This window comes from Paenibacillus tengchongensis (genome assembly GCF_008973665.1).
GTDB classification, from domain to species: domain Bacteria; phylum Bacillota; class Bacilli; order Paenibacillales; family Paenibacillaceae; genus Paenibacillus_AQ; species Paenibacillus_AQ tengchongensis.
The window spans coordinates 134,884-151,955 of record NZ_WACP01000005.1 but is presented as its reverse complement, the minus strand read 5'-3'; the positions used below and the strand labels follow the sequence as shown (position 1 = coordinate 151,955).

Genomic DNA, 17,072 nt, shown 5'->3' with positions numbered 1-17,072 from the left:
TCTCCAGCCGCGCTTTCATGCCGAAAATATGTATATTTATAAAAATCATAGTAATTGATCTCCTTAATCGGATAGAATTATAGATTTATAGCTTTCGAAAAACACTGTTTACCCAATAATAGTATGTTTCCGGGGGCAGTGCAAGGTAATCGGGTCCTATGATTCCCTAGTATATAGCCTTTCTGCTACAATAGAAGAAATATAGCCTTTTGCGGCTGAAATCCGGCAACTTCACCGGAATTGGGCCGGAGCGGGTTATGGCAGAGAGGACGAAACGATATGGAAACTTTGACGCTTGAGCAGTTACACCCGGAGATGGTCAAGTGGCGGCGCCACCTGCATGCGCATCCGGAATTATCCTACCAGGAGAAGGAGACCTCGGCTTATGTGGCGGCGAGACTGGCCGAATACGGCATTGAGGTCAAACGAAGCTCTTCGGGGTATGGCCTGACCGGGATTCTGAAAGGGGACAAGCCCGGAAAGACAGTGGTGCTGCGCGCCGATATGGACGCGCTGGCGATCCGGGAAGAGAGCGGGGCCGAATACGCCTCATTGAATGAAGGGGTCATGCATGCCTGCGGCCATGACGGGCATACGGCGATGCTGCTGGCGGCAGCCGCCTATTACAGCGGCCGGCGGGAGAGCATTGCGGGAGAGGTGCGCTTTCTGTTCCAGCCCGCAGAGGAAATCTGTCCCGGCGGCGCGTTGGGATTGATCGCTGAAGGCGTGTTGGAAGGGGCAGACGCCGTGTACGGCCTGCATCTGTGGACGCCGCTGCCGGTAGGAACGGTAGGCAGCGCACCCGGGCCGCTGATGGCTTCGGCCGATGAATTCTTCATCGACCTGATCGGCAAAGGCGGCCACGGCGGGATGCCGCATAAAGCGGTGGACAGCATTGTGGCCGGAGCGGCGCTGGTCATGCAGCTGCAGACCATCGTCAGCCGTTCCGTCGATCCGCTGCGCCCGGCGGTGGTCAGCATCGGGACCTTCCAGAGCGGCACGGCCCAGAATGTGGTGGCGGAGCGCACCCGGATTACCGGGACGGTGCGCGCGTTCGACGAAGAGACGCGCCTGCTGATCCGGCGCAGGATCGAGGAGCTCACCGCCGCTGTGGCGGCGGCATACGGCGCTGAATCCCACCTCGACTACCTGATGGGTTACCCGCCGCTGGTGAACCACGAGGCGGAATTTAACCGCTTCTTCCGAGTAGCCCCGCAGGCGTTGGGCAATGACGTTCAGGTGATGCTGCTGGAGAAGCTGATGCCGGCGGAGGATTTCGCTTACTACGTCCGGGAGATCCCCGGCTGCTTCATCTTTGTGGGGGCCGGCAATCCCGGTAAGAATGCGGTGTATCCGCATCACCACAGCAAATTCGATTTCGACGAGGAAGCGATGCTGCACGGTGCCCGCCTGCTGGTCGCTATGGCCGACTCTTGCTTAAATGAGCAGACTGGCGTATAAATATGGCATAGCGGGGAAATCCTACTGTCATCCAGCCCAAGGATAGGAGGTCCCCTGCTTGAAAACAGTCAAGGAAGTCATGACGGTGCAGCCGGCATACGTTACACTGCTGGACAATGTTTACGAGGCAGCCGTTAAAATGAAGGAGCATGACACCGGATTTATCCCGGTGGTCGATGCTGAAGACCATGAGACCCTGATCGGAGTCATTACTGACCGCGATCTGGTGATCAGAGGGTATGCAGAGAAGCATTCCGGCTCTACCGCCGTGGAGACGGTGATGAGCAAGGAAATCATTTCAGTGTCTCCTTCGGCTACCATAGATGAAGCTGCGGAGCTCATGGCCCAGAAGCAGGTGCGGCGCCTGCCGGTAACGGAAGGCCGGAAGCTGCTTGGCATCGTCTCGCTCGGCGATCTGGCGGTGCGGAATCTATTTGCGGATGAAGCCGGCGAAGCGCTCAGTGATATTTCGCGTCATCTGCATTAAATACACAGTGATTATACGGGGAAGCTCATGTCCGGCCTTAGGCCGGAGGTGGGCTTCTTCCTGCTTTAATAGGGATTAGATGCACTATGAACATATTGGAGGGGTTGCTATGAATGGACAAGGCGCCTGCATCCTGCGCCGGGACCGCACCGTGCTGCTGGAGTGCGCCCATCCCGGATTTGCGGAGGCCAGAAGGCAGCTCTCCGGTTATGCCGAGCTGCTGAAGAGTCCGCCCGCTTATCACACATACCGGATTACACCGCTGTCGCTATGGAACGCTGCGGCTTCCGGCCATACCGCAGAAGAGATCTGTGCCAGTCTGGCCGGATTGTCCCGCTGGGCTGCTCCGGCGGGCCTGTATGAGGAAATTGCCGAAATAATGTCCAGATACGGCAGCCTGGAGCTGTGTACCTGCCCCGGAGACCCGGCGCTGATGCTGCTCCGTGCATTCGGGGATAGCCTGCCGATGCCGCTGGAGGAGAATGCAGCCTTGACCGGTCTCGGACTGCGCCGGGCCGGCCCCCGGGAATGGCTGCTGCCGGCCGCGGGGCGCGGCCTGCTGAAGCAGGAGCTGACCCGGCTCGGCTACCCTGTGCTCGACCGGGCCGGCTACCGGGCGGGGCAGACCTTGTCCGTGGCCTGGAGCGGCGGAGGGTTCCGGCTGCGCGGTTACCAGCGCGAAGCAGCCGGCGCCTTTGAGACGGGCGGCGGCAGCGGGGTTGTCGTCCTGCCCTGCGGCGCTGGGAAGACCATCGTGGGTATTGCCGTGCTGGAGCGGCTGCAATGCGAAACGCTGATCCTGACCTCGAGCGCCACCTCTGTCGGGCAATGGCGGGAGGAGCTGCTGCGCCGCACCAGGCTCCCCGAAGCGCTGATCGGCGAGTATACGGGAGAGAAACGGGAGGTGCGTCCGGTGACGGTGGCGACTTATCAGATGCTGACCCGCCGGGCCTGCAAAGACGGACCTTTTCTGCACATGAGTCTTTTTAATGAACGGAACTGGGGGTTGATCGTTTACGATGAGGTGCATCTGCTGCCGGCTCCGGTGTTCCGGGCGACTGCCGACATTCAGGCCACCCGCCGGCTGGGGCTTACCGCCACGCTGGTGCGGGAGGACGGACGGGAGGACGACGTCTTCTCTCTGGTCGGCCCTAAATGCTACGAGCTGCCCTGGAGACAGCTTGAACAGGAAGGCTATATCGCTGCGGTCGAATGCGTTGAGCTTACAGTTCCGATGAATGAGCGGCTCAGGAGCGAGTATGCTTATGCGGGCAGCAGGGAGCAGTTCCGCCTCGCGGCGGTAAACCCGGACAAGGCGGAGGCGGCAAGACGGATTGTCGAGGTCCACTCCGCCTCACCGGTGCTGGTGATCGGACAATATCTCGACCAGCTTGAACAGCTGGCAGATGCGCTGCAAGCTCCGCTGGTTACCGGTAAAACGCCGCAGCGTGAGCGCTCGGAGCTGTACGAGGCCTTCAATGGAGGGGCGCTGCGGGTGCTGGTGGTGTCCAAGGTGGCGAACTTTGCCCTCAACCTGCCGGATGCCGCAGTGGCCATTGAAGTCTCGGGCGCCTACGGCTCGAGACAGGAGGAAGCGCAGAGGCTGGGCCGCATTCTGCGTCCGAAGCCGGGAGACAACAAGGCATACTTCTATACGCTTGTCTCGGAGGACAGCCGGGAACAGGATTTCGCACTGCGCCGCCGGCTGTTCCTCACCGAGCAGGGTTATGAATATGCGGTCAGAACCGCTCATTCCCTAATGAAAGGAGATCAATAATGTACGGGTTGACCGATGAAGCACAGGAAATGCTTATGCGGATATTCTCAGCCCATTCCGCCCTGCCGTTCCCCGCAGAGCAAGCCGGCAAGCTCCGTCCGCCCGCGATGTGCCGGGCGGAGCTTGCGCTGGTCCTGCTGGAGCTGCGGCAGGAAGGGTGGCTGGAGCTGCGGCAGAAATTATGGGGGGAAGCCTGGTACCGGATTCCTGAGCTGCGGATTCCGCAAATCCTGCATGAAAGGTTTCCGGTGGCACTCTCCGGGGAAGACAATGCAGTAATTACCGGCGTGGAGGGCGGTCCGAATATAGCCGGCGAGCTGTTCCGCGCGCTGGTCTTTATGTCCGGCGCCGGGCTTATGCTAACGGCCAAGGGCGAAATACATAAAGCTGCCGCCGGCCGTTTTGCTGCTGCGCTGAAGGGAAACGGCCAGGCGTGGAGCGGGCTGCTGCCGGTCGCTTCCGAGGCTGCGGGGAATCTCTCCGCCGGGGCTGCCGTGCTGCTGGATCTGCTGTTTACCCTGGGACTCGCGGTAAAAGAAGGCGGCGCAATCACGCTGGTGCCGGAGACGCTGGCCGGCTGGCTTAAGCTGACCGAAGCCGAAATGAACGATATTCTTTATCGAGTGCTGCTGGCGCGGTACGGCGCCCGGGAGCCGGAATTGCTTCATTTCCGGTATTGGATCTCCGGCAGCCGCTTCGCGCCGGGGCGCTGGGCCAAGCTGCCGGAGGTGCTGGCGGAGCTGGAGCAGGCGGGCCTGACAGCAGGCCAGCCGGTCCAGATGCTTCAGCAGCATTGTGAAAGCTGGCTCACGGCAATGGCCGGCTGCGGCTGGATGGAGCTTGGCGGCGGCGCCGGAGGAGAGCGGTGCTTCCGCTGGACGGAGGGCAAGCCGCGCCTTGCGGGCAATGCCTCACACGGGGAGGCGGGGAGTCCTGCCGCCACTGTGAACGGGGAGCCGGCGGGGCATGCCGCCGCAGAGCGCGGTCGAAACGCAGCTGCGCGGGCAAGCTTTATCGTCCAGCCCGATCTGGAGGTGCTCGTGCCTCCGGAGGTGCCTTACAGTGTCCGCTGGACGCTGGCTGCCTGTGCCGAGCTGGAGCACAGCGAGGAGCTGTGGAGCTTCCGCTTATCCAGGGAGCGGCTGGAGCAGGCGGCAGAGCATGGCCTGGACCCGGAGCAGGCCATCGCCTGGCTCGCCGGACACGCGGACGGCGGTCTGCCGGAGCAGGCCGGACAGGCGCTGCGGCTCTGGAGCAAGGGAATCGGCCGGACCGTCTTGTCGGAGGCGATTCTCCTGACCTGCCGCAGCCTTGAGGATGCTGCGGTGATCGCCGCGCATCCGCGGCTGCGGCTCATGCGGCTCGGCCCGCTGCACTTCGCGGTGGCGGCCGCAGACGTGGCGGCGCTGCGCAAGGAGCTGGCCGCAGCCGGCCTGGCTCCGCCGCGCGCGTTCGCCGGGCAGGAGGCAGCGGCGGGCGCGCTGCAGCAGCTGTTTATCGGCGGCAGCGGAGCGCAGCCGCCCGTGCGCTATGCGCTGCCGCCGCTGCGCGCAGCGCACGGGCCCGGAGCTCCTGCATTTACAGAGCTGCCGCTGGTTCCGGCCACTCCAGCGGAGCAGGCGGCGGAAGAGGGCGGTGTTCCGCTGATGTGGCTGAAGGAGTGGCGGCATTACCACGCCTCGACTGCCCGGGAGATGATGGAGCATGCGCTGGAATACGGGCTAAAGGTACAGATTGCCGTTAGCGGCGAAGCCTGCGTGTTCATCCCTGAACGCAGCCACGGCGCACCGTGGAGGGTGTTGGGGATCCTGCTGAGGCCGGGCTCCATGCCGGAGGAAACGGTGCTGGCCGCAGGCGAGTGGCAGGAGATGAAGCTGCTTCCGCCCGGGGGACGCAGAAATTCTTCTTCTGCTGCGACGGGCGGTTATGGTATGATAAGAAAGTCTACTGGTACACCGTAGAATATTTGTACAGAAATGAGTGAAGTTCATGAGCGTAGCGGAAATGAACACGGTCGATATGACCGAAGTGCTGACATACGCCTATGAATTAGGCGATATGATTAACCAGTCCGCCGAAGTGGCGGATTACTTATACTGGAAAAGCCGGGTGAACGGCAACCCGGACATCCAGAGCATGGTCAGACGGCTGCAGGCGAAGAAAGAGCTGTTTGAAGAGACGCAGCGGTTCGGGCATTTCCATCCGAACTACCATGCCGCGAAAGACGAAGTGGCGGCCGTGGAGAAGGATTTGGAGCAATTCGAGGAGGTTGTCCGCTTTAAGCAGGCGGAGAATGCGCTGGACGACATGCTGCATACGATGTCGGAGACGATCGCCTTCGCGGTCTCGGACAGCATCAAGGTTCCAAGCAATGACCCGAATCCGAAGGGCGGATGCGGCAGCGGGGGCAAATGTTCCTGCGGATAAGCCCTGGCGGCATGCCGGGATGAACGAGAGGCGGATGAGCACATGTTTGCGGAACGGACAGGATATATCGTCTGGGTCAGCGACGTCAAAGCGGCGCGGAACTTGGAGAAATACGGGACACTGCATTATGTCTCCCGTAAGATGCACTACGCGGTAATGTATGTGAATGCGGACCGGGCCGAGGAGGTCATGAAGAATGTCCGCCGGCTCTCCTATGTACGCAAGATCGAAAGATCCTACCGCAATGAACTGAAGACGGAATATTCGAGCAACGCGCAGGACAAGACCCGGTATTACGGTCTGTGACCAGCAGCAATTGCCCGCAGAAGCAGGCGCCGTCAGGCGTCTGCTTTTTTAAGGTTATCCCTGAAAGTCCCTGAATGGACTTCATGCCAAGGCCCCGCTTTGCGGGGTTATTTTATATGCAAAAAATCCGGCATGTGGGGTCTGAGGGTACATTCCTGCGCAAGCCCGGGACGCCTTTCTTGGTGGAATTTGCCGATTTGTGATCGTTTATCCGTGAATTTTATCGCCGCTTAATATTTGCGTCCTATACTGGAAGAATAGTGACAAAATTCACGAGAAAACATGCGGGTGATGGGATGAAAGCAGAGAATGCTTCCAGAGGGCTGCCTTTATGTATGCAGGTTATGCAGCATCTGAACGGAAGGATCAAACAAGAGATCAAGGAATTGGGGAGGCTGTCTGCTTTTCTGGATATTATGCATCAGGAGCGGCTGGATACGTTCTTTCAGCCGATTGTGCAGCTGGCCGGAGGGCGTACCATCGGACATGAGGTGCTGAACCGTCCGCCCAGTTCGCCGCATTTTCCCTCTACAGAGCAATTTTATGAGTTCGCCGGGTGTACGGAGCAGATGTTCCGCTTTGAGCTGTTTTGCCGCCGGATGTCGCTCTCCAGGTATGTGGAGCGCAGCAGCCGCACAGAAACGCCGGCGGACGGCCTGGTCTTCATCAATGTTCATCCCGGTGTGCTGGGTGACGTCCGCCACAAAAGCGGTGAAACGATGGCGCTGCTCGGCGAACTGGGCCTGTCTCCCGAGCGCATCGTCTTTGAATTGACAGAACGCCAGGCGGTTCAGGACTATGTCGGCTTTGAAAAGGTGCTGTCGCATTACCGCAAGCAAGGCTTCCGGATTGCCGTCGATGATGCAGGGTCAGGCTATAACAGCCTCAAGACACTCGTTTATCTGAAACCGGAATTCATCAAGCTGGATAAATCGTTGATCCGTGACATTCAGGACAGCCGGGAACAGCAGGAACTGCTGGGGCTGGTCAGGGAGTACGCTGAACGGTCGGGGACTAAAGTGATCGCCGAGGGAATCGAGACGGAGCAGGAGCTCTATTACTTACGGCAAAGCGGAATTCATTTCGGACAAGGGTATGCACTCGGCAGGCCGGCAGGCAGACCGGTTCCAGGAGCGCTGCCCGCCGACAGATCTGCGCTGCGACAAGGGGGGCTCAAGCATGTTTCTTCAAATCGGTGAAATTGCCGAACAGATTCCGGAAATATCCCTGGATCAGAAATGTGAGGTGGTAGACCGGATTTTTAAACAGAATCCGCATCTGCACGGGGTGGCCGTGACAGAGAACGGAGTGCCGATGGCGCTGATTATGCGCATCCGTTTTTACCAGAGCATCGGAACCCTCTATGGATATACCTTGTATATGGGCAGGGCGGTAGAGCTGGTCATGGATAAAAAACCGCTGCTGGTCGATTACCGGACACCGATAACCGAGGTCAGCAAGCTCGCTATGAACCGCAGCGACGAGCATTTGTATGATTATGTGCTGGTTACCCGTGAGGATAAGCTGTTCGGGGCGGTCAGCGTGCGGGATTTGCTGCTTAATTTTGCCGAAATACAGGCGCTTGCAGCCAGTTTCCTCAATCCCTTAACCGGACTGCCGGGCAACCTGAGCATAAACGAACGGTTGGTGAAGTCGCTGCTGCAGGAGCAGTTCAGCGTGCTGTACATCGATCTGGACCACTTTAAGGCGTACAACGATACATATGGATTCAAAGAAGGCGACCGGATGATTCAGGCGACGGCGGAGATCTTGAAGCACAGCGCGCTGCGGGCAGACGGATTTCTGGGCCATATCGGCGGGGATGACTTTATCATCTGCCTGAATCATTACCGCTACGAAGAGTGCTGCAGGGACATCATCCGCCAATTCGAGAAGACGATGCAGGAATTCTACCATGAGACGCATTTGGCCAAGCGTTATGTGCTGACCGAAGCCCGCTCAGGGGCAGTCGAGGAGATCCCGCTCGTCTCCATTTCGATTGCCGTGGTGACCAGCCGCTGGCGGCGTTACGATTCCATTGAGGCTTTGTCGGGCGAGTCGGCGCGCATTAAAAAGAAATGCAAGGGGATTCCGGGCAGTATATGCGTGGACGATACCGGCATCCTGGCCGGGTCGGCAAGCTGAGCCTGGCAGTGATTGGATGGAACAGAAAGGGAACATGCTTGAACAAGCCGTGTATATAGGGTAAGATGGACAACAATAAGAGCATGCCTAGACCCTTTTTGTGTGGAGTGTGATGAATATGCCCTTCAAGGGGATGGAATTGGAGCGGACGTATGAACCCTTCCATATCATGCTGAACGAGCACTGTGTCGCCGATATCTCCATCACCCACCACGCGCGGAGCCGGTATGCCGACCGGATTCAGCAGGAGGGCGCTGCCGCAGAGGACCTGGACGCCTGGCTGTGGCAATGCCTGAGGCAGCGCCGGATCAAGCCTTACCAGGCTCCTGAGTACAATGCGTATCTGATTGACGACGATACGGTCATGATCGCCGAGTTCAACCGGGTGGAGGGTGTAACCAGCCTCTCCGGCCGTCCGCTGGATGTGATGGTGGCTTTGACCTTCCTCGGACGGATCTCCGCATTGCCCCAGCTGCGGGATTTAAAGGGATATTATGCGCGGCTGGCACAGCCCCGCCGGAAGAAACCGGGCAAGAAGCGCCGCAAGCGCAGATAACCCGGCAGCCCCATAAGCAGACATGCGGCTTTATTGCTGCATGTCCTTTTTTGAGATTATAGAATTTATAAGTTCTTCTGCTAATTGCGGGATGTACTGGAGCGATCGGCAGCCACAGCTGCTCTTTACTTTGACGAAGGAGTTTTCGAGGCATGAATTTTCATCAGCTACATATTTTTTATACCGTGTCTGAACGGGGCAGCTTCTCTGCAGCTGCGCAGACGCTGCATATGACCCAGCCTGCGGTGACGATGCAGGTGCAGGCGCTGGAGGACTATTTCGGCACCAAGCTGTTCGACCGCTCCAGCAAAAAAATTATGCTGTCCGAAGCGGGCCGTACGCTGCTGCCGTTCGCCCTCCGCAGTATCCAGCTGATGCGGGAAACTGATCAGGCGATGTCGGCCTTTACCCATATGCTTGAAGGGCGGCTGCTGCTGGGTGCAAGCCTGACCATCGGCGAGTATGTGCTGCCGCGGCTGCTCGGCCCTTTCGGCAAGGAATACCCGCATATCTCCATCATGATGAAGGTGATGAACACCACGCAGATCATGGAGGAGATTCTGAAGCATCAGCTGAATTTCGGGCTGATCGAGGCGCCGGTCTCCCATCCGGACATGGAGGTGGAGCCGGTGATGGGCGATGAGCTGAAGCTGATCGTTCCCGGCGGACACCCTCTGGCGGATCAGGCGGAGGTAACGCTGGAGGAAGCGCTGCGGTATCCGTTCGTGCTGCGCGAGCAAGGGTCCGGAACGCGCCGGGTCATGGAAGAAGAACTGATATCCAAGGGCATTGACTCTGGGGCCATGCAGGTGGTCATGGAGCTGGGCAGCACAGGCGCAGTGAAATCGGCCGTGGAGGCGGGGCTGGGCCTGACGATTATTTCCGCTTCCTCCGTCAAACATGAAGCTGCGCTGGGGCTGCTGCGCATCGTCGATCTGGCCGGGACCTCTTTTAAACGGCAATTTTATGCAATTCACCTGAAATCAACGCTGCTGCCGATCTCTGCAGTGACCTTCCTGACTTACCTGCGGCAGCATACGAATGAACGGTAAGGGCCTTTCCTGCGGGCCGGTGCCGATAGTTTAGGAACGGGGGATGGGCATGTCTATTGTATTGCGGAGTGAACGGGTGGTGCTCAGAGATTTGACAGAGAGCGACATCCGGCGGATGTATTATCATTACTATGAAGCAGAGGACCGTGAATTTCTGGAATGGGACGGGCCTTATGAACCGCTTGAAGAAGAAACGTTCGGGCAGTTCGCGGACCGTTACCAGGCACAGCTGGCCATTGTCGGCACCGATACGCCCCGCAACCGGCTGGCGATTGAAATCGGCGGCGAATTGAAGGGCACGGTGGGCCGCTACTGGGTCGATAAAGCGACCAATTGGTTTGAAATCGGCATCACCATCTATGATTCCCGTTACTGGTCCGGCGGCTACGGCACTGAGGCGTTCGGTTGCTGGATGGAGTATTTATTTGCAACAGTGGATACTGTCCGGCTCGGCATCGGCACCTGGTCGGGCAATACCCGCATGATAGGCCTGGCGGCCAAATGCGGCATGCTGGAAGAAGCACGGGTCCGCAAAGCACGGATTGTGCGCGGCGACTACTATGATGCGGTCAAGATGGGCATTCTCCGCGAGGAATGGGATGCGCGCAGCATCCGGTATATTAAAGATTGGAGTGGCGTACATGCAGCAGGATGTGATAAATAAGACCACGTTGGAAAGCAGCGGCGGTTGCGATTTGCATACGCATACTTCAGCTTCGGACGGCAAGCAGCCTCCGGCAGAGAATGTGCGGCTGGCCTGGGAGAAGGGGCTGGAAGCTGTGGCAATCACCGATCATGATACGGTGAGCGGTGTGGCCGAGGCTGTGGAGGCCGGACGCCAGTATGGGATTACTGTCGTGCCCGGCGTAGAGATCAGCACGCGGGCGGGCGGTAAGGAGATTCATGTACTCGGCTATTACATCGATACGGAGCAGGAGCTGTTCCTGTCGCGGTTGGCGGCTCAGCGGGACACACGGGCGCAGCGGAATGAAGCTATTCTCGCCAAGCTGCGCGAGCTCGGCATTTCCATTACGCTGGAGCAGGTCATAGCGAATCTGGGCCGGGAGCTGAAGCCGGACGAGAGCATCGGACGACCGCATATCGCCGATGAGCTGGTCCGGCTGGGAGCCGCCGGGAATATGCGCGACGCTTTCGACAAATATCTCGCGGAAGGGGCAGCGGCATACGTATCGTTGCCGCGGATTTCGCCGGAGACGGCCTGCGGCTGGATCAGGGAGGCCGGCGGTGTTCCGGTGCTGGCCCACCCCGGCATCTACGGGGACGATGAGCTGGTCCGCAGCATCCTCAGCACCGCGCGGCCTTATGGCATAGAAGCTTACCATTCGGACCACAGCCCGGCAGATGCAGCGAGGTACACCGCCATGGCGGAGGAGTTCGGCCTCCTGGCTACCGGCGGCTCCGACTATCACGGTGTGCGCCAGGGCGTCGTCTTCCACGGCGACATCGGCAGCGTCCGCGTTCCGGCGGATGTGCTGCTGCGGCTGCGGGAGGCCTCAGGCAGCCACTAAAAGGGGCGGATTGAAACTGCAGTGAGCCGGAATGGACGAGCTCATTTCATAATCGGTTATGCAACAAGGGCAAATAGGACAAAGAACCTCCGGATTATAAGCGTCAGCTTCTGATCCGGAGGTTCTTTTGTATGGTGGCGGCTGCGTTATGCAGCCGCCACCGACATAAAGGAATTTAAGGTTTAACTGCACTTTGTACAACTATATCGTTGGGAATACCGGTTTTGCTTGAAATAGCTGCATTTGGCACAATTATTATTACGGAATATTCCCAATCGGCTATTCTCCCGCGAGTATAATTGCAGATAGTGCAATTAAAGCGGAGGCGGAGGCAATATAGCCGGGAATAATTGTATGAAATACATTTACATCACGGTTTTGGATGAAATTGCTCGCCATTTAGGCCCAAGAATCCCGCCGCCGCTCTAGCTCTTCAGCGCACTCGGGAGGCTCTTGATCCGCTCTTCGTCCGGGGTGACGAATAACGTCTTCTGATGGTCGTATATGACGAAGCCTGGCTTGGCACCGCTTGGCTTACGGACATGGCGGATCAGCGTGCTGTCCACCGGTACGCTGCTGGACTGCTTGGCCTGGCTGAAATAAGCGGCCAGCTGCGCAGCCTCTTCCAATGTAGCCTCGCCGTAGCTTTCACTGCGGATGACCACATGGGAGCCGGGGATGTCCTTCGTGTGCAGCCAGGTATCGCCAGGTGCTGCAAGCCGGTTCGTCAGGTATTCGTTCTGCAGGTTATTCTTGCCGACATAGATGTCAATGCCTTCGGATGATGTGAAGACCTGGAGCGTGGGCCGGGCGTTCTTTTTCTTCTTCTTGGCGCCCTTCTTGCTGCGGTCCCGCAGATAGCCTTGGCTGACCAGCTCTTCGCGGATTTCCTCGATATCGTTCAGGGAAGCGTCCGCAAGCTGCTGCAGCAGTGTCTCCAGGTAGACAATCTCTTCACGCGTCTTAACCAGCTGTTCATCGATGACCAGCAGACTGTTCTTGTATTTGTTGTATTTCTTGAAATACCGCTGGGCGTTGTCGGAAGGGCTGATCAGCGGGTCGAGCGGGATCGTGAGCTCCGCCTGGTTCTCGTCGTAATAATTCACGAGCCGGACCTCCTTGTCACCCTTGGAGACGGCGTGAAGGGAAGCGAACAGCAGCTCGCCGCAGATCCGGTAATGGTCGGCATCCTTGGCTTCTTCCAGATCCTTGTGAAGATTGTCCAGCTTCTTGATGTTCTTGGTCCGCTCGTTGGTGAGGAAGCGGATCAGATCGCTGACCCGCTGCTTCACGGTATCGCGCTCAGCCTTGTCACCGTAATAATCCTCCATGCAGGCGCTGATCGTCTCGTAGTGCTTAAGCTCATCTCCTGGCAATGTGAGCGGTATAGCCGAATAGACCAGCTTCCCGCGCGCATTCGCTCCGGATACAGGGGAATAATGATTCTCCCGTACCGGGGAGAGCACAGCATCGAATGCAGCCCACAGCTGTCCGGCTGCAGATTCATCCATAGGCTGCAGAGCACCGCTGCTTAACCGCTTCGCAATCTCCCCGGCTACCAGGGGACTAATGCCGCTGAATGCGTGCACAAGCCAGCCCGTGAGATCGGCGGAAGGGGCGGGACCGCCGCTTCCGTCCGGCCGCTGCGGCTCCACGTGGCCGGCTAACTTGGCGATGTCGCCTTCGATGAGCTCTTCGGCCGGCGCTTCTTCCGCTTCGGCCTCCCGCCGGGCGGCTTCTTCAGCGGCGACCGCTAAGCGGAAGAATTCTTCCCGTCCGATAGTGAGCGGGTTCAGCTTGTGCTGCTGCGGCGGCTCTGTATAGGCGAAGCCGGGCATGACGATCCGGTAGCTGCTGATGGATGGCGTTACATGATGAATTCCGTCGATAATCGTCCCTGTATTCAGGTCGGTAAGAATAATGTTGCTGTGCCGGCCCATCAGTTCTATGATGATCCGCTTCGCCGAGACATCTCCAAGCTCATCCCGGGTCCGGATATCAAGATGGATGATCCGCTCCATGCCGACCTGGGTGACCGCTTCAATCATTCCGCCTTCGCAATGCTTGCGCAGCAGCATGCAGAACATCGGCGCCTCGGCCGGATTGATGCTGCTGCGTTCCGTCAGATGCAGCCGCGGATATGTCGGGTTGGCCGACAGCAGCAGCTTGCCGCCGCCTCCGGCCCCCCGCAGGATAAAGATCAGGTCATGGAGGTTGGGCTGATATATTTTGCCGATGCGTGCGCCGGTGAACGGCTGAAGCTCATGCACGATCGCTCTGGTAACAATGCCGTCTAGTGCCATATTAGTTCTCCTGTCGCATGAATGTGATAATCCCTCTCTATGATGCCATAGATTGACACCTTGCGCAAAAGGAGAACCCGCTTCTCCGGTGATAATTTGGGACGACCATGAATACAATGGCTCATGAACGGGTGGAAAAGCTGTGCGCCGCCGGAAGTCAAGAAACGACCGGGAGGGGAAAGGGTAATCATGGAACAAAAAAGTTGGCACCGGCTCGGTGCGGAAGAACTGCAGAAGCTGCTGAGCGTTCATCCCGAAACGGGCCTGAGCGAAGAGGAAGCGGAGGCAAGGCGCAAGGAAAGCGGCGCCAATGAGCTTTCGGAAGGCAAGACGGTCTCGCCGTTGACCCTGCTGCTGAACCAATTCAAAGATTTTATGGTCCTGGTGCTGATGGGCGCGACACTGGTATCGGGACTGCTGGGCGAATATCTGGATGCGGTCACGATCGTTGCCATTATTGTGCTGAACGGGATACTCGGGTTCGTACAGGAGTTCCGTGCCGAGCGCTCGCTGCGGGCGCTGAAACAGCTCTCGGCGCCCACGGCCAAGGTGCTGCGCGGCGGCAGTCAACAGACGGTACCGGCGAGAATGCTCGTTCCCGGCGATATCGTGCTGCTGGAGAGCGGCGACCGCGTGCCGGCGGATGTCCGCTGGCTGGAGTGCAGCGCGCTGTATGCCGAGGAATCCGCACTGACCGGTGAATCGCTGCCCGTCTCCAAGCATGCTGAAGCGATCCACGCGGAGGAGATACCGCTTGGCGACCAGAAGAACATCGGCTTCATGGGAACGATGGTTACCCGCGGGACCGGCAAAGCGGTGGTAATCCGTACAGGAATGGATACGGAAATGGGCAAGATCGCCGACCTGATCCAGAACACGGAGTCGCAGGAGACGCCGCTGCAGCACCGCCTGGAGCAGCTGGGCAAAATCCTGATTTATGTCTCGCTCGGATTGACGATTGTTGTAGTGCTGGCCGGCATCCTGCACGGACAGCCTGCCCCGGCCATGTTCCTGGCCGGCGTCAGCCTGGCGGTTGCAGCCATCCCGGAAGGCCTGCCGGCGATTGTAACCATCGCCCTGGCGCTTGGCGTGCAGCGGATGATCAAGCGAAAGGCTATCGTACGCAAGCTGCCGTCGGTAGAGACACTCGGCTGCGCTTCTGTCATTTGCTCTGACAAGACAGGCACACTGACGCAGAACAAAATGACGGTTACGCAGGTGTGGGCCGCCGGCCGGAGTCTGGAGGTCACCGGGGAGGGCTATGCCCCGTTCGGACAGATTCTGGATAAGAATAAGCCGGTTGATCTGAAAACGGACCAGAATTTACGGCGGCTGCTGCAGGTCGGCGCCCTGTGCAGCAATGCGGAAATTGTGGAGACCTTCCCCGAGGAAATGCGCGGTAAGCGCAAAGCTAAAGAAAAGCCGGAAGCGGATAAAGCAGGTCCACTGAAATCCGTCTGGGAGCTGAAAGGCGACCCGACGGAAGGCGCCCTGGTCGCCCTGGCGGCTAAAATGGGGCTCAGCGCGCAGACGCTGGCCGTCACCTTTGCCCGAGAGAAGGAATTTCCCTTTGACTCCGAGCGTAAGCTGATGTCCGTGCTGGTCAGCCATCCCGGCGGCCGGATGATCTGCACCAAAGGAGCGCCCGATGTGCTGCTGAATAACTGCTCTTATATGCTTTGGGAAGGCGGAGTGGTGCCATGCACGCCAACCCTGCGGCAAAGGGTGCTGGAAGCCAATGAAGGTATGGCCTCCGGGGCGCTCCGTGTGCTCGGCATGGCCTACCGCGAGCTGCGCTCCGGGGAAACGGCGGCCAGCGAGAAGGAGGCCGAGTCCCAGCTCATCTTCGTGGGACTTGCCGGGATGATCGATCCGCCGCGCCGGGAGGTGCGCGATGCGATCAGTGTCACACGCCGGGCCGGCATCAAGACCGTCATGATCACGGGCGACCACGGGACAACCGCCGAGGCGATTGCCCATCAGCTCGGCATTCTGCAGCGCGGCGGCTCCGTGCTGACGGGCAGCCAGCTTAGCCGAATGGATGACGATGCGCTGGACAAAGTGTCCGACAAAGTATGTGTATATGCCCGTGTATCTCCGGAGCATAAGCTGCGGATCGTCAAGTCGCTGCAGCGACACGGCCATGTGGTGGCGATGACCGGCGACGGGGTTAACGACGCACCGGCGATCAAGGCGTCGGATATCGGCATCGCGATGGGCATTACCGGCACCGATGTGACCAAGGAGGCGTCGGCGCTGGTTCTGGGCGACGATAATTTCTCCACGATTGTGGCGGCGATCGAGGAAGGGCGGAGCATTTATGAGAATATCCGCAAATTTATCCGTTACCTGCTGGCCTCCAATGTCGGCGAAATTCTGACAATGTTCTTTGCCATGATGCTGGGGCTGCCGCTGCCGCTCGTGCCGATTCAGATTCTATGGGTCAACCTGGTCACCGATGGTCTGCCGGCCATGGCGCTGGGCGTGGATCAGCCCGAGAAGGACCTAATGGAGCACAAACCGCGCGGCGCAAGGGAGAATATCTTTGCCCGGCGGCTGGGCTGGAAGATTATCAGCCGCGGCCTGCTGATCGGTCTGTGCACACTCGCCGCCTTCTGGCTCACCCTGCGGGTGGACCCCGGAAATCCACAGCGGCTGATTCAGGCCCAGTCGGTGGCCTTCGCCACCCTGGTTATGGCGCAGCTGATCCATGTCTTTGACTGCCGCAGCTCACGCTCAATTTTCCACCGCAATCCGTTCCAGAATAAGCCGCTGGTCCTGGCCGTACTGTCATCTGTTGTACTGATGCTGGCCGTGATGTACCTGCCGGTGCTGCAGCCGGTCTTCAAGACGGTACCGCTGGGCTTCCGCGACTGGTGCCTTGTTCTGGTGATGGCCGGCATCCCGACCTTCCTGATGGGAGCAGGCAGCGTCTGGGGCGGCAGGAAGAACCGTGCCCGGGCAGGACGGCCGCCGATGATGAAAAGTACAAAAATTTCGGCATAAAATCAATAGCGCTGGCGGCGCTC

General features: G+C 59.0%; 14 protein-coding genes. 13 read left to right on the top strand and 1 reads right to left on the bottom strand.

Translation table 11 applies throughout. The features are described from left to right. Positions 1–279 precede the first annotated feature (279 nt). The 12 genes from F1381_RS10385 (at position 280) to F1381_RS10330 (ending at position 11,740) form a co-directional block, all read left to right on the top strand. A complete protein-coding gene (locus F1381_RS10385) occupies positions 280–1,461 on the top strand; it encodes an amidohydrolase (protein ID WP_151734777.1) in 1,182 nt (393 codons plus the stop codon). 58 nt (positions 1,462–1,519) lie between these two features. Next, a complete protein-coding gene (locus F1381_RS10380) occupies positions 1,520–1,948 on the top strand; it encodes a CBS domain-containing protein (protein WP_187355283.1) in 429 nt (142 codons plus the stop codon). A gap of 109 nt (positions 1,949–2,057) precedes the next feature. Further along, entirely contained in the window at positions 2,058–3,725 is a 1,668-nt protein-coding gene (locus F1381_RS10375; RefSeq protein ID WP_151734776.1) for a DNA repair helicase XPB, read from the top strand. Next, positions 3,725–5,686 carry a helicase-associated domain-containing protein gene (locus F1381_RS10370; protein WP_151734775.1) on the top strand — a complete coding sequence of 654 codons (1,962 nt, stop codon included), beginning with the start codon at positions 3,725–3,727 and terminating at the stop codon, positions 5,684–5,686. The genes F1381_RS10375 and F1381_RS10370 overlap by 1 nt, the downstream gene beginning before the upstream one ends. A 28-nt stretch (positions 5,687–5,714) precedes the next feature. After that, a complete protein-coding gene (locus F1381_RS10365) occupies positions 5,715–6,152 on the top strand; it encodes a YlbF/YmcA family competence regulator (protein WP_151734774.1) in 438 nt (145 codons plus the stop codon). 42 nt (positions 6,153–6,194) lie between these two features. After that, positions 6,195–6,458 carry a YlbG family protein gene (locus F1381_RS10360; RefSeq protein WP_151734773.1) on the top strand — a complete coding sequence of 88 codons (264 nt, stop codon included), beginning with the start codon at positions 6,195–6,197 and terminating at the stop codon, positions 6,456–6,458. A 296-nt stretch (positions 6,459–6,754) separates the two neighbouring features. After that, entirely contained in the window at positions 6,755–7,657 is a 903-nt protein-coding gene (locus tag F1381_RS10355; RefSeq protein ID WP_151734772.1) for an EAL domain-containing protein, read from the top strand. After that, positions 7,638–8,603: a GGDEF domain-containing protein gene (locus F1381_RS10350; RefSeq protein ID WP_151734771.1), complete on the top strand. Its 966-nt coding sequence runs from the start codon at positions 7,638–7,640 to the stop codon at positions 8,601–8,603. The genes F1381_RS10355 and F1381_RS10350 overlap by 20 nt, the downstream gene beginning before the upstream one ends. A gap of 118 nt (positions 8,604–8,721) precedes the next feature. Then, complete coding sequence (locus F1381_RS10345) at positions 8,722–9,159, top strand: hypothetical protein (protein ID WP_151734770.1); 438 nt, start codon at positions 8,722–8,724, stop codon at positions 9,157–9,159. Positions 9,160–9,311: 152 nt separating this feature from the next. Beyond that, entirely contained in the window at positions 9,312–10,211 is a 900-nt protein-coding gene (locus tag F1381_RS10340) for a selenium metabolism-associated LysR family transcriptional regulator (protein WP_151734769.1), read from the top strand. 49 nt (positions 10,212–10,260) lie between these two features. Beyond that, positions 10,261–10,875: a GNAT family N-acetyltransferase gene (locus tag F1381_RS10335; protein ID WP_151734768.1), complete on the top strand. Its 615-nt coding sequence runs from the start codon at positions 10,261–10,263 to the stop codon at positions 10,873–10,875. Further along, on the top strand, positions 10,853–11,740 hold the full coding sequence (locus F1381_RS10330) for a PHP domain-containing protein (RefSeq protein WP_151734767.1): 888 nt from the start codon (positions 10,853–10,855) through the stop codon (positions 11,738–11,740). Before F1381_RS10335 ends, F1381_RS10330 begins: the two co-directional genes overlap by 23 nt. A gap of 425 nt (positions 11,741–12,165) precedes the next feature. Here the strand turns inward: F1381_RS10330 and F1381_RS10325 are convergent, their stop codons facing one another. Next, positions 12,166–14,043, bottom strand: a complete 1,878-nt coding sequence (locus F1381_RS10325; protein WP_151734766.1) for an Rqc2 family fibronectin-binding protein — start codon at positions 14,041–14,043, stop codon at positions 12,166–12,168. Positions 14,044–14,232: 189 nt separating this feature from the next. Between F1381_RS10325 and F1381_RS10320 the strand changes: the two genes are divergently transcribed. After that, positions 14,233–17,049 carry a calcium-translocating P-type ATPase, SERCA-type gene (locus F1381_RS10320; RefSeq protein WP_151734765.1) on the top strand — a complete coding sequence of 939 codons (2,817 nt, stop codon included), beginning with the start codon at positions 14,233–14,235 and terminating at the stop codon, positions 17,047–17,049. Positions 17,050–17,072: the final 23 nt, after the last annotated feature.

What these genes read in the sequence shown, in the direction of transcription:
- F1381_RS10385 (WP_151734777.1), top strand. Translation starts at nt 280, where the DNA reads ATGGAAACTTTGACGCTTGAGCAGTTACACCCGGAGATGGTCAAGTGG.
- F1381_RS10375 (WP_151734776.1), top strand. Translation starts at nt 2,058, where the DNA reads ATGAATGGACAAGGCGCCTGCATCCTGCGCCGGGACCGCACCGTGCTG.
- F1381_RS10370 (WP_151734775.1), top strand. Translation starts at nt 3,725, where the DNA reads ATGTACGGGTTGACCGATGAAGCACAGGAAATGCTTATGCGGATATTC.
- F1381_RS10365 (WP_151734774.1), top strand. Translation starts at nt 5,715, where the DNA reads ATGAGCGTAGCGGAAATGAACACGGTCGATATGACCGAAGTGCTGACA.
- F1381_RS10360 (WP_151734773.1), top strand. Translation starts at nt 6,195, where the DNA reads ATGTTTGCGGAACGGACAGGATATATCGTCTGGGTCAGCGACGTCAAA.
- F1381_RS10355 (WP_151734772.1), top strand. Translation starts at nt 6,755, where the DNA reads ATGAAAGCAGAGAATGCTTCCAGAGGGCTGCCTTTATGTATGCAGGTT.
- F1381_RS10350 (WP_151734771.1), top strand. Translation starts at nt 7,638, where the DNA reads ATGTTTCTTCAAATCGGTGAAATTGCCGAACAGATTCCGGAAATATCC.
- F1381_RS10345 (WP_151734770.1), top strand. Translation starts at nt 8,722, where the DNA reads ATGCCCTTCAAGGGGATGGAATTGGAGCGGACGTATGAACCCTTCCAT.
- F1381_RS10340 (WP_151734769.1), top strand. Translation starts at nt 9,312, where the DNA reads ATGAATTTTCATCAGCTACATATTTTTTATACCGTGTCTGAACGGGGC.
- F1381_RS10335 (WP_151734768.1), top strand. Translation starts at nt 10,261, where the DNA reads ATGTCTATTGTATTGCGGAGTGAACGGGTGGTGCTCAGAGATTTGACA.
- F1381_RS10330 (WP_151734767.1), top strand. Translation starts at nt 10,853, where the DNA reads ATGCAGCAGGATGTGATAAATAAGACCACGTTGGAAAGCAGCGGCGGT.
- F1381_RS10325 (WP_151734766.1), bottom strand. Translation starts at nt 14,043, where the DNA reads ATGGCACTAGACGGCATTGTTACCAGAGCGATCGTGCATGAGCTTCAG.
- F1381_RS10320 (WP_151734765.1), top strand. Translation starts at nt 14,233, where the DNA reads ATGGAACAAAAAAGTTGGCACCGGCTCGGTGCGGAAGAACTGCAGAAG.